Below are 12,033 nucleotides of genomic sequence, written 5' to 3'. Positions count from 1 at the left end.
AGAATTGTTCGACTTGACCGGCGTTTCGTCCGTGGCGGGAATACGCACGAAATCGGGCCACGCTATATTTATGACTTATCCTGAACCTTCGGTGAACCGGATCAGACGTTGTGTGCAACGCATCGTCAAACGGCGAATATCCGCAAGCACGGCGTTTTGCTGCGCGATCCCTCCGACCATGCAAAGCCGGGGATCTCTGCGGAGAATGGATTTTCGACGACAGGAAAATTTCGCCCTTTGGCCCGGCAATGCCGTTCCAACCGGATTTCGCACCTTCCCCCACGGCGAAAATTGTTCGCGCAACGTCAGATAGTCCCCCTTTGACACCTGAAGGGCAACGCGAGGCCGAGAAGGCCTGCGCCACATCCGAAACGCTAATGCCCCAGGACGTCTATAGTTCCATGCCACCTGTCGCGATACGATGCAAGCGATGAATTTCAAGGCATTGCGGCTCCGGGAACGCCCCTTACATGCCCGCGTATATGCTGCTATGAAATTTGCAAAAAGCGCTGGAAAAAAGCGGCGTAACCAGGGACTTTGAAAATGACCAGACAGACCGCAAACATTGCCTCCTTCGCCAACCATATGCCGGATGTGGTGGCAATCCGCCGCCACCTGCACCGGCATCCCGAAATCGGTCTTTCCGAATTCCAGACCTCGGATTTCATTGCCGGACAGCTGGTGGAAATGGGTTACGAAGTAACGCGCGGACTTGCCGGAACCGGTATCGTCGCCACGCTCCGCAATGGCGACAGTGCCCGCACGCTCGGCATTCGCGCCGATATCGATGCCCTGCCGATCCGTGAGGAAACCGGAGCGGAATATGCAAGCGCCAATGATGGCGTCATGCATGCCTGCGGCCATGACGGACACACGGCCATGCTCCTGGGAGCCGCGAAGATCATCGCCGAACGCAGGAATTTCGATGGGACCCTGCATCTGATCTTCCAGCCGGCGGAGGAGAATTTCGGCGGCGCCCGCATCATGATCGAGGACGGACTGTTCGACCGCTTCCCATGCGATGCGGTTTTTGCCCTCCATAACGATCCCGGCGTGCCCTTCGGACAATTCGTCCTGCGCGACGGCCCGATCCTTGCCGCCGTCGATGAATGCAGGATCACCGTCAACGGATATGGCGGCCACGGCGCAGAACCGCAGGATGCGGCCGACCCCATCGTTGCGGGCGCCAGTATCATCATGGCCTTGCAGACGGTGGTGTCCCGTAACATCCATCCGCAACTGTCGGCGGTCGTCACTGTTGGCGCATTCCATGCTGGTGTTGCGAGCAACGTCATTCCCGAGAAGGCGGAAATGCTGCTCACCATCCGTTCCTTTGACGCGGGTGTGCGCGACGAACTGGAAAAGCGTATCAGGGCGATAGCCGAAGGCCAGGCGGCCAGCTATGGCATGAGTGTCACGCTCGATTACGAGCGCGGCTACAATGCGACAGTCAACCACAAGGCGGAAACGGACTATGTCGCCGGTCTGGCCCGTCGTTTCGCCGGGGCGGAAAAGGTGGTTGAAATGCAGCGCCCGTCCATGGGCGCGGAAGACTTCGCCTACATGCTTGAAAAACGGCCCGGCTGCTACTTCTTCCTCGGCACCGCGCGCACCGAAAACGACCCGCCGCTGCACCATCCGAAATTCGACTTCAACGACGATATCCTGCCAATCGGAACCGCCTTCTGGGTCGATCTGGCGGAGGATTATCTGAAGGCGTGAATGAATATAAAAAGGCCGGTCGGAGGAGCGACCGGCCTTTTTTTCTCAAGTTTCCTGATGAGAAAATCTGGGAGGATCAGGGAACGAGACCGAGTATGACCGCCGCGACAAAAGCCACGCAAACGCCGACAAGAGCCGCGTGAACCGAATCTCTCCAGTTTCGCTGCGACTGGGGCTGCGAGACAAAGTCTTTTGCTTTTCCGGCCTTGGAATAAGACATTGTACAACTCCCTTCCCTGCTCGGCCCGTCAAAGCGGGCACTGCTTATTTCCCGTAAAGAATAGCTTTATTCCCCACTGTTTCAGTAGAGATAAAATTCCATAAGTTCGGCGCATTGGGAAAAATACGGATCGCGACTTGCCGCCGGACAAGCATCAATCTACCCATTGCGCAGGATCAACGTCGCAGACGGCATTTCCGTTCAAAATCATTGGCAGGCTCGGATAAGGACCATGACGGATATCGACGCCATCATCATAGGAGCCGGGGTGATCGGACTGGCGACGGCCCGCGAGCTGGCGATGCGTGGTCTTTCCGTCATCATCCTCGAAGGCGAAAAGGAATTCGGTTCCGCCACCTCTTCGCGCAACAGCGAGGTTATTCACGCCGGGCTTTATTATCCTGAAGGCAGCCTCAAGGCACGCCTTTGCGTTGAAGGCAGGGAGCGGCTTTATACGTTCTGCCAGAGCCATGGCGTTTCGCACCGCCGCTGCGGCAAACTCATCGTGGCAGCGAACGCGGACGAGACGGCTCTCTTGGCGACCCTCAAGGAAAAGGGTAACGCCAATGGCTGCGACGACCTCGAACTGGTCGATGCCACGCAGGCGCTGTCGCTCGAGCCTGCGCTCAACTGCGTAGCGGCCCTGCTTTCACCTTCGACCGGCATCATTGATAGCCATGGTTATATGCTGGCGCTGCTCGGCGACGCGCAAGACCATGGCGCAGCCCTCGCCCTGAATGCACCATTCGAAAGGGCGGAAGCGACCGGCAACGGTTTCCGCGTTCACGTTGGCGGCAAGGAACCTCTCAGCCTGACATGCCGGCTGCTCGTCAACTCCGCCGGCCTTCTGGCACCGCTGGCAGCAAAACAGATCGAGGGATTGCCGAAGCACACGATCCCGGAGGCGCGTTTCGCCAAAGGCAGCTATTTTTCGCTGACCGGCAAGTCGCCTTTTTCACGGCTCATCTACCCCGCTCCGCACACCCACGGCCTTGGCGTGCACCTGACGCTGGATCTTGCCGGCCAGGCCCGTTTCGGACCGGATGTGGAGTGGGTCGACACCATTGATTATGCCGTCGATCCCCGCCGCATGGAGGGTTTTGGCGACGCGATCCGCCGCTATTGGCCGGGCCTACCGGAACACGCGCTGATCCCGGCCTATTCGGGCATCCGGCCGAAGATTTCAGGACCCGACGAACCGGCCATGGATTTTCGCATCGACGGGCCGGAAACCCACGGACTTGCCGGTCTCGTCAATCTTTTCGGCATCGAAAGCCCCGGCCTCACCGCCTCGCTGGCGATGGCCAACGAGGTTGCGGCACGGCTCGAGGCCTGATCCCACCTGATCTCAGCCGAAACGGGACAGGGCGCTCGCCATGATCTCCTTATCGACATTGCCGCCGGAGGCAACCGCAATCACCGTTTCGCTCTCCAGCTCGTTGCCGTGAAACAGCGCCGCCGCCAAGGCCACCGCGCCGCCCGGCTCGACGACGACCTTCAGCCTGTTGAAGGCGAGAACCATGGCCCGCAGTGCTTCATCTTCGGTCACGGCAATGCCTTTTCCGCAAAGCCCAACCATAATCGGGAAGGTGATGTTACCGGGCTGAGGCGTGACGATTGCATCGCAGATCGAACCGGAAGTCGTTGCATTTCGCTCGATCTTGCCCGCTGCGAGTGAGCGCGCCACATCGTCGAACCGCTCGGGTTCTGACGTCCTGACCTTGTAGTTCGGCGCTTTCGCCGCAAGGGCAAGGGAGATGCCGGATGTAAGGCCGCCGCCGCCGCAGGGCACCAGAACCTCGGTCGCATCGATACCGAGTTCCAAGCCTTGTTCGGCGATTTCCAGCCCGACAGTCCCCTGCCCTGCAATCACCAGAGGTTCGTCGTAGGGCCTGATCAGGGTCAGTCCGCGCTCGCTCGACAGGCGGTCGCCAATGGCGTCGCGATCGTCATTCGCCCGGTCGTAGAGCACCACTTCCGCACCATAGTCGCGGGTATTGTCGATTTTGATTTTTGGTGCATCGGACGGCATGATGATGACGGCAGGCACGCCGTGCAGACGAGCAGCAAGCGCGACGCCCTGCGCATGGTTGCCCGAGGAAAAGGCGATCACGCCACGGGCGCGCACATCGGCCGGCAGACCGGATACCGCCGACCAGCCGCCGCGAAATTTGAACGAACCCGTTCTTTGCAGGCACTCGGCCTTCACGAACAGCTTTCGCCCGGCAATCTCATCCAGAAAATGCGACGACAGAAGCGGTGTCCGCACCGCATGTTCGCCGATGCGCTGGCGCGCTGCCTCAATCATCGAAATATCTGTCATGCACTGCCCCTGTAATGCGGATGTTGGGTGTACATTAGGAGGTCGCAATTAATAGTGAAACCGGCTGGACAAGAAAAATCCCCGGTCTTGGCCGGGGATCTTTCGTCATGCGCTTGCAAATGAATGGTCAGTGGTTGTGCCGGGGCATCTTCTCGGCAATCCGGCGGAAATCCGCGGCCCCTTCCAGAACCGCACCGTCCGAAAGCTGGGTCACCGATTGACGATAGATGCGCTGCCAAGGCGTGGCATCCGCAGGCACCGCAGGAATGCCATCGGCCTTGCGGGCAGCAAGCTCTGCATCCGGTACCAACGCGTCGCACTTGCCCTGATTGAAATCGATGCGGATCACATCACCCGTGCGAAGCCATGCCAGTCCTCCACCGGCGGCACTTTCTGGCGAGGCATTGAGGATCGACGGGCTGTCCGCGGTTCCCGATTGCCGGCCGTCGCCGATTGTCGGCAGGCTGGTTATGCCTTTTTTCAACAGCGCGTCCGGCGGCTGCATGTTGACGACCTCAGCCGAACCCGGCCAGCCGAGCGGTCCGGCCCCGCGAATGACGAGAATGGTGCGCTCATCGATATCGAGAGAAGGATCGTTGATACGGGCGTGATAGTCTTCCGAACCATCGAAAACCACACATTTGCCCTCGAAAATCCCCTCACGACCCGGCTCGCTCAGATAACGCTGCCGGAATTCCGCCGAGATCACGCTCGTCTTCATGATGGCGAAATCGAACAGATTGCCCTTGAGGACGAGGAAACCGGCCCGTTCCTTGAGCGGCTTATCGTAAGGCAGTATCACATCGCGGTCGGTCGATTCCCGCCCGTCCAGATTTTCCGCCACGGTCTTGCCGGTCACGGTCGGACAGCTCCCGTCAAGCTTGCCTGCCTTCAGAAGCTCCCACATGATGGCGGGCGTACCGCCGGCACGGTGATATTTCTCGCCCAGCCATTTTCCGGCGGGCTGGACATTGGCGATGAGCGGAATGTCATAACCGTGAACCTGCCAATCTTCCTCGCGAAGTTCGACGCCCGCATGTTTCGCCATCGCCGCCAGATGCGGCTGGGCATTTGTCGAACCGCCGATCGCCGAATTGACGCGGATCGCGTTCAAAAACGCCTCGCGCGTCATGATATCCGAAGGCTTGATATTCTCGACAACCAGTTCGACGGCGCGGCGGCCGGTGCGATAGGCCATCTGGCCGCGTTCGCGGTAAGCGGCCGGGATTGCGCCGCAGCCGGTCAGCGACATGCCGAGCGCTTCGGCAATGGCATTCATGGTAGAGGCCGTGCCCATGGTGTTGCAGTGACCGACCGAAGGAGCGGATTCCAGCGCCGCCTGCAGGAATTCCTCGCGGGTGATTTCGCCGGCGCCATATTTGCGGCGCATGCGCCAGATGACCGTGCCGGAACCAACCAGATCGCCGTCATGGTACCCGTCGAGCATCGGCCCGCCGGATAAGACGATAGCCGGAATATCAACTGTGCTTGCCGCCATCAGCGCCGAAGGCGTGGTCTTGTCGCAGCCCGTGGTCAACACGACGCCATCGAGCGGATAACCGTAAAGCACTTCCACCAGGCTGAGATAGGCAAGATTGCGGTCAAGCGCCGCTGTCGGTCGCTTGCAGTTTTCGAACATCGGATGGGTCGGAAACTCGATGGGGATACCGCCCGCATCACGGATACCATCGCGCACCCGCTTGACCAGCTCGACATGGACGCGGTTGCAGGGCGTCAGGTCGCTGCCGCTCTGCGCGATGCCGATGACCGGCTTACCGGAACGCAACTCTTCCGGCGTCACGCCATAATTCATGAAGCGCTCCAGATAGAGCGCCGTCATGTCGAGATGGTCAGGGTTGTCGAACCAGTCCTGGGATCGCAGCCGCCGCACGGGTGTCTTGTCGTCGCTCATGAGACCGCCTCAGCCCTGTTCCCGGTTGTTGAGTTTTTCGAGGTAAAGCAGGATACCGCTATGGTCGATATCGGCTCCACCATCGCTGACGAAATCATCGAACTCCCGCGTTACCTGCTGGGTCAAAGGCAACGTCAGGGACAAATCCTTCGCCGTCGCCAGCACCCCGTTCAGATCCTTGAGCTGGAACTTGGAGGGTCCGCCTGGCGCGAAATTGCGCTTCACCATGCGTTCGCCGTGCAATTCCAATATCCGGCTTTCGGCAAAACCGCCACGTATGGCGTTACGGAACCCTTCGCGGGATGCCCCGCCCGCTTCCACAAGCATCATCGCCTCGGCAACCGCGCCGATGGTGATGGCGACGATCTGCTGGTTTGCGAGTTTGCAAAGCTGGCCCGCACCGGAGGGGCCGACATAGGTGAGCCTGCCCATCGGCGCGAAGAAATCCGAAAGACCAGAGATCAGCGCCTCATCGCCACCGGCCATGATCGCGAGCGTACCCGCCGTTGCGCCCGGCACACCGCCGGAGACCGGCGCATCGACATGATGAATGCCCATTGCCCGTAGCCGGGAGGAGTGTTCGCGCGCAATAGGCGGCGCAATGGAGCTGCTGTCGATGACAACAGCGCCTTTTTCCAGCGCGTCCGCCACACCCGCCTCGAACAGCACCTCGCCCACGGCTTTGCCGTCGCTCAGCATGGTGATGACGATATCGGCACCCCTGGCGGCTTCGGCCGGCGATGCCGCGAGAACCGCGCCATCGGCAACCAGCGCCTCAGCCTTTTCGACGCTGCGGTTCCACACCGCAACCGAAAAGCCCGCGCCCAGCAGACGCCGGGCCATCGGCCCGCCCATCAGGCCTGTGCCGATAAAGGCAACCGACCGCTTCTTCTCCTCCCCGCCGACACTCATTTCAGTGAACCTCCCAGTTCGTCCTCGATATGAACCTGAATGATCTCTTCGAAGGAGCTTTCAGCCGTAAAGCCAAGTTCACGGGCGCGCTTTGCTTCGAAACCGGGCGCCCAGCCTTCGCACATGCGCATGATCATCTCATTCGGCTCGCGGCGAATGAGGGCAACGGCCTTTTCGCCCGCAACCTTGCGCAGCGCTTCAATCTGTTCGCCAACGGTGGCGCTGAGGCCGGGCATAGACAGGTTGCGGCGCGGACCGACCTTTTCCACGTCGATCGTCGCGCCATGAAGAAGGAAACCAACAGCGGAACGCGGCGAAGCGTGCCAATGGCGAATGCTTTCCGGCACCGGCAGAACCGCTTCCTGACCAACCAGCGGCTCGCGCAGGATATTGGAGAAGAAGCCGGAAGCAGCCGCATTGGGCTTGCCGGGGCGAATGCAGATCGTCGGCAGGCGAATGCCGATACCGTCGAAGAAACCGCGACGGCTATAGTCGGAGAGCAGCAGCTCGCAGATCGCTTTCTGCGTGCCGTAGCTGGTCAGCGGCGTGGTGTGGAACTCATCCGGAATCGGATAAGGGAGCGGCGCACCGAATACGGCGATCGACGAGGTGAAGACCACGCGCGGCTTGTAACCGTCCTTGCCGTTGGCAATGCGGATGGCGTCGAAGAGATAACGCGTGCCATCGAGATTGATACGGTAGCCCTTGTCGAAATCAAGTTCGGCTTCACCGGATACGATGGCAGCAAGATGAAAGATCACATCGGGGCGGGCTTCGACCAGCTTTTCGGCTTCGCCCGGCGCGGACAGATCGGCTGCGCGCGCATCAACCGCACCGGAGAAGCCGGCGGGCGCTTCAGGCTGAAACACGTCTATAAGCGTGAATCTGTCAATCGACTTGCCGCCAAGCGATCCATCCTTGACGAGACGCTGCGTCAGCTTACGGCCAACCATGCCTGCAGCACCGATGATTGCGATATGCATATCTTCCTCCTCTTTGGCCCGGTCATTCTCCCGAGACCGAAAAAACATCATCGGCTCGTGAACCGATAAATTAGCTTGTAAGGTTGTCTGATAACCTTATATGGTTTGATTGAAAATAGTATTTTTTCACAAACCGGCAAAAGCAAGGGCGAAAGACCTTTGCCCGGATATTTTAGGGCGGATTGGACGGAGAGGGTGGAATGACGATCGTGAGCGAACACGATATCGAGGAATTGCGGTTCTCGCTGAAGAACAGGCTGGGCGAGGCGTTGCTGCTGACATCGCAGGAAGACATGCTGCGCTATTGCCGCGACTGGCATGGCGACGTCACCAGTTCGGCGGTAGCCGTCATCCGCCCCCGTTCGACCAAGGAAGTCTCCGATACGGTTCGCGCCTGCGCTGAACTCGGTCTCGCCATCATCCCTCAGGGCGGCAATACCGGGCTGGTGCTCGGCGGCATTCCCGATGAGCCGAAGCGTCAGGTCGTGCTGAGCCTCGAGCGCATGAACGCCATCCGCACCATAGACAGCGACGATTTTTCGGCTGTCGTTGAAGCCGGCTGCATTCTGTCGGAATTCAAGGATGCGGTTCAGGACAAGGGAATGTTCTTTCCGCTGTCGCTCGGCGCGCAGGGCAGCTGCCGCATCGGCGGCAACGTCTCCACCAATGCTGGCGGCATCAACGTTCTGCGTTACGGCATGACCCGTGAACTGGTGCTGGGTCTCGAAGTGGTATTGCCTGATGGCACCATCTGGAATGGCCTGTCGACGCTGCGTAAGGACAATCGTGGCATTGACCTGAAGCAGCTTTTCATCGGCGCGGAAGGAACACTCGGCATCATCACGGCCGTGTCCGTAAAGCTCTACCCCAATCCAGAACATGTCGAGACGGCACTGCTCGGCCTCAATTCGCTGGATGACGCCATCAAGCTTTATCGCCGCGCCCGCCGCGAGTGCTGCGACCTGATGTCCGCCTTCGAATTCATGCCGCCCGTCGCCTTCACGCTTGCAATCGAAGCAATCCCCGACCTTAAAATGCCGATCGCCGGAGATTATCCGGCCTATGTGCTGATGGAAATTTCCGGCTCGGGGCTAGTAGACACTGCCGACCTGATGGGACGGTTCCTCGAGGGCGTCATGGAAGACGGTCTGGTGCTGGACGGCGTCATCGCCTCCTCGCGAGCACAGGCGCAATCGCTGTGGCTTTTCCGCGAGGGCATGAACGAGGGTCAGGCGCTGCGCGGCAGCCATATGCGCACCGATATTTCCGTGCCGCTGTCAAAACTTGCGGCGTTCGTGGCCGAAGCAGAGGCTGAACTGGCGGAAAAACTGCCGGAATGCCTGGCGGTTTCCTATGGCCATGTCGGAGACGGCAACGTCCATCTCAACGTGCTGCCGCCAAACGGAGCAACGCCGCAGGAGCGCGAAGCCTTCATCTACAAATCGAAAACCCTCGTCAACGAAGTCCTTGACCGTTACGTCGGCAGCATCAGCGCCGAGCACGGCATCGGCCGCCTGAAACGCCCCGATTTCGAAAGCCGGCTATCTGATGTGCAGCGCCGGATGATCACGGGTTTGAAAAATGCCTTTGACCCCGATTTGCGGATGAATCCCGGTTGCCAGATAACCCTGCAACCGGATAGCTAATCGAGAAACAGCAAAGGCGGCGGAATACGCCGCCTCTGAAAACCCCGCTGACGGCGAAGGAGGAAGTCGCCTGCCGCGGGAAAAACGGACCAATCGTTTCTGTGGAACGGGAGCAATCATGACGCTGGAGTTCAGTCAGATACATCGCAACGATCATCTGCCCGGCCGGATCGCCGCGGAGATCGCCCGCGAAATCAATGATTCGAAACTCGGGCCGGGCGACAGGCTGCCGACGGAACATGTTCTAGCGAAAACCTTCGGCGTCAGCCGCTCGGTCATCCGTGAAGCGATCGCGCAATTGCGCAACGAAGGTTTTGTCGAAACACGGCAAGGCGTGGGCGCTTTCGTCACCGATCCCCGGCAGAGACTGTCCATTCGCATCGAGCGGTCCCGTCTGAACGATCCGGAAAATTTCCGCGATCTCTTCCAGCTTCGCATGCCGATGGAAATCGAGGCGGCGGGTCTGGCAGCACTCCACCGCAACCCGCAGCAGCTGGCGCGGCTGGCGGCGGCACTGGAAAAGATGCGAACGACCGACGACTGGTCGACGGAGGGCGTTGCGGCCGATCTCGACTTTCACCGTATTCTGGCGGAAGCGACGCAGAACGAATATTTCCTGATGTTTCTCGGCTTTATCGCAGAACGCATCAGCTCGGCTATCAACATCGCCTTCTCCCGTGCTATTTTCGGGGAAATCCTCGAGGTGACGATCGCCGAACACGTGGCAATCTTCGAAGCCGTCGAACGCGCCGATGCGACTGCGGCCAAGGATGCGATGCGCAAACATCTGCTCGGGGCAGCAAGCCGGGTCAATCTGGAACTGGATATCTTCTGAGCCGCAAACAGAAGCTTAAACGGCAAAGCTATAGGACAGGTTTCGCTGCTTTCCGGCAATCCAGAGGCGAAAGACGATAATTTTGTCTGCGGTGCCGCTAGACTCGCTGTAAAAGTCATACTAAGAAGAATGAGATTAGGTTGTCAGACATCCAGACAATATGACCGCAGGAGGCGGCTGTCGGAGGGCTGAAGGGGAGGATATATATGACCGGCTCAAGGTCCATCGACGCTACCGCTATTTTGCCTGAAGACTTTGAAAACGCCCTGCTCGTCGGCCGCGTATGGTCGAAAAGCGAAGGCGGCCCCTGCCCCGTTCTGCTCAACGGCGGCGTGCTTTACGACCTCACCTCTATTTCGCCGACCATGTCGGAACTTCTGGAAAAGACGGATCTGGTGGAGCTGCTTGCAGACACCGACACATTCGTGGCACTTGGCGCGCTCGAGGCCTTTCTGGATGGCTCCGCTGGTGAACTTCTCGCCCCCAACGATATTCAGGCCGTTAAGGCTGCAGGCGTGACCTTCGCCGACAGCATGCTGGAACGCGTGATCGAGGAGCAGGCCAAGGGCGATCCACTTCGCGCGCAGGAAATACGCGGACGGCTGGCGCCGGTTCTCGGCGACAATCTCAAGGGACTTGAGGCCGGTTCGGAAAAAGCAGCCGAAGTGAAGAAACTGCTGCAGGAAATGGGCCTGTGGTCGCAATATCTGGAAGTTGGCATCGGTCCGGATGCGGAGATATTCTCCAAGGCGCAGGCCATGGCCTCCGTCGGCTGCGGCGCGCTGATAGGCGTTCACCCGAAATCGCAGTGGAACAACCCGGAGCCGGAAGTGGTGCTGGCCATTGCCTCCGACGGCCGTATCGTTGGCGCGACGCTTGGCAACGACGTCAACCTGCGTGACTTCGAGGGCCGCTCCGCCCTCCTGCTCAGCAAGGCAAAAGACAACAACGCATCCTGCGCAATCGGTCCCTTCATCCGCCTGTTTGATGGACGCTTTACCATCGAAGACGTGAAGAAGGCGCAGATATCGCTTCTGGTCGAAGGCGAGGACGGCTTCACCATGACCGGTGCAAGCGCAATGCAGGCGATCAGCCGCACGCCGGAAAACCTCGCTTCCCAGCTCTTGAACCGCAACCATCAGTATCCTGACGGCGCCGTCTTTTTCCTTGGTACGATGTTCGCGCCGGTAAAGGACCGCCATGGCCCGGGTCTCGGCTTCACCCACTCCAAGGGCGACCGTGTCGAAATCTCCACGCCCAAGCTCGGCAAGCTGATCAACTGGGTCACGACGACAGACGAATGCCCGGAATGGACATTCGGCACCGCGGCCCTCATGCGCAACCTGGCGAAACGCGGGCTGCTCTAGGCAATCCAGCAAAACTGCATCGCGGTTTTGCGCCCAGAATTGCGAAAACCCATAGGTGGAGCATTGAGGGCGATCCTTCGTCGAAAATGCTCCAGATATTTCTTCGGGAGGGG

At 59.6% G+C, this 12,033-nt stretch carries 10 protein-coding genes; 5 read left to right on the top strand and 5 right to left on the bottom strand.

Annotation, left to right across the window (positions count from 1 at the left end; genetic code table 11):
- The first annotated feature begins 543 nt into the window (after window positions 1-543).
- Window positions 544-1,722: a M20 aminoacylase family protein gene (locus tag FB593_RS15705; protein WP_003516543.1), complete on the top strand. Its 1,179-nt coding sequence runs from the start codon at window positions 544-546 to the stop codon at window positions 1,720-1,722.
- 76 nt (window positions 1,723-1,798) lie between these two features.
- Here the strand turns inward: FB593_RS15705 and FB593_RS27705 are convergent, their stop codons facing one another.
- Window positions 1,799-1,942 (bottom strand): hypothetical protein, encoded by a 144-nt coding sequence (locus FB593_RS27705; RefSeq protein WP_034502258.1) that lies wholly within the window; start codon window positions 1,940-1,942, stop codon window positions 1,799-1,801.
- Window positions 1,943-2,174: 232 nt separating this feature from the next.
- Between FB593_RS27705 and FB593_RS15695 the strand changes: the two genes are divergently transcribed.
- Window positions 2,175-3,278 (top strand): NAD(P)/FAD-dependent oxidoreductase, encoded by a 1,104-nt coding sequence (locus FB593_RS15695; protein WP_145166736.1) that lies wholly within the window; start codon window positions 2,175-2,177, stop codon window positions 3,276-3,278.
- 12 nt (window positions 3,279-3,290) lie between these two features.
- On the opposite strand, the gene FB593_RS15690 is transcribed toward FB593_RS15695, so the two are convergent.
- The 4 genes from FB593_RS15690 to denD all read right to left on the bottom strand — a co-directional run bounded on the left by FB593_RS15690 (window position 3,291) and on the right by denD (window position 8,072).
- On the bottom strand, window positions 3,291-4,265 hold the full coding sequence (locus tag FB593_RS15690; protein WP_145166735.1) for a threonine/serine dehydratase: 975 nt from the start codon (window positions 4,263-4,265) through the stop codon (window positions 3,291-3,293).
- Between the two features lie 127 nt (window positions 4,266-4,392).
- Complete coding sequence (locus FB593_RS15685) at window positions 4,393-6,177, bottom strand: IlvD/Edd family dehydratase (protein ID WP_003516539.1); 1,785 nt, start codon at window positions 6,175-6,177, stop codon at window positions 4,393-4,395.
- Between the two features lie 9 nt (window positions 6,178-6,186).
- A complete protein-coding gene (locus tag FB593_RS15680) occupies window positions 6,187-7,089 on the bottom strand; it encodes an NAD(P)-dependent oxidoreductase (protein ID WP_065662961.1) in 903 nt (300 codons plus the stop codon).
- On the bottom strand, window positions 7,086-8,072 hold the full coding sequence (denD, locus tag FB593_RS15675) for a D-erythronate dehydrogenase (RefSeq protein ID WP_003516536.1): 987 nt from the start codon (window positions 8,070-8,072) through the stop codon (window positions 7,086-7,088). Before denD ends, FB593_RS15680 begins: the two co-directional genes overlap by 4 nt.
- Window positions 8,073-8,272: 200 nt before the next feature.
- Between denD and FB593_RS15670 the strand changes: the two genes are divergently transcribed.
- From FB593_RS15670 to FB593_RS15660, 3 genes are all read left to right on the top strand, one after another.
- Window positions 8,273-9,718, top strand: coding sequence for an FAD-binding oxidoreductase (locus FB593_RS15670; RefSeq protein WP_112290133.1), 1,446 nt, complete (start codon window positions 8,273-8,275; stop codon window positions 9,716-9,718).
- A gap of 118 nt (window positions 9,719-9,836) precedes the next feature.
- Window positions 9,837-10,553, top strand: a complete 717-nt coding sequence (locus FB593_RS15665) for a FadR/GntR family transcriptional regulator (protein WP_003516533.1) — start codon at window positions 9,837-9,839, stop codon at window positions 10,551-10,553.
- Between the two features lie 206 nt (window positions 10,554-10,759).
- Entirely contained in the window at window positions 10,760-11,920 is a 1,161-nt protein-coding gene (locus FB593_RS15660) for a fumarylacetoacetate hydrolase family protein (RefSeq protein ID WP_112290137.1), read from the top strand.
- The last annotated feature ends 113 nt before the right edge of the window (window positions 11,921-12,033 follow it).

This window comes from Rhizobium sp. SJZ105 (assembly GCF_007828365.1).
In the GTDB taxonomy this organism is placed as follows: domain Bacteria; phylum Pseudomonadota; class Alphaproteobacteria; order Rhizobiales; family Rhizobiaceae; genus Agrobacterium; species Agrobacterium tumefaciens.
Note: the sequence above shows the minus strand (reverse complement) of the source record. Positions and strands in the feature narration are given on the sequence as shown.

Bases quoted from the DNA above. Each gene is read 5' to 3' on its own strand.
- FB593_RS15670 (WP_112290133.1), top strand. From the start codon at position 8,273: ATGACGATCGTGAGCGAACACGATATCGAGGAATTGCGGTTCTCGCTG.
- denD (WP_003516536.1), bottom strand. From the start codon at position 8,072: ATGCATATCGCAATCATCGGTGCTGCAGGCATGGTTGGCCGTAAGCTG.
- FB593_RS15705 (WP_003516543.1), top strand. From the start codon at position 544: ATGACCAGACAGACCGCAAACATTGCCTCCTTCGCCAACCATATGCCG.
- FB593_RS27705 (WP_034502258.1), bottom strand. From the start codon at position 1,942: ATGTCTTATTCCAAGGCCGGAAAAGCAAAAGACTTTGTCTCGCAGCCC.
- FB593_RS15685 (WP_003516539.1), bottom strand. From the start codon at position 6,177: ATGAGCGACGACAAGACACCCGTGCGGCGGCTGCGATCCCAGGACTGG.
- FB593_RS15690 (WP_145166735.1), bottom strand. From the start codon at position 4,265: ATGACAGATATTTCGATGATTGAGGCAGCGCGCCAGCGCATCGGCGAA.
- FB593_RS15665 (WP_003516533.1), top strand. From the start codon at position 9,837: ATGACGCTGGAGTTCAGTCAGATACATCGCAACGATCATCTGCCCGGC.
- FB593_RS15660 (WP_112290137.1), top strand. From the start codon at position 10,760: ATGACCGGCTCAAGGTCCATCGACGCTACCGCTATTTTGCCTGAAGAC.
- FB593_RS15695 (WP_145166736.1), top strand. From the start codon at position 2,175: ATGACGGATATCGACGCCATCATCATAGGAGCCGGGGTGATCGGACTG.
- FB593_RS15680 (WP_065662961.1), bottom strand. From the start codon at position 7,089: ATGAGTGTCGGCGGGGAGGAGAAGAAGCGGTCGGTTGCCTTTATCGGC.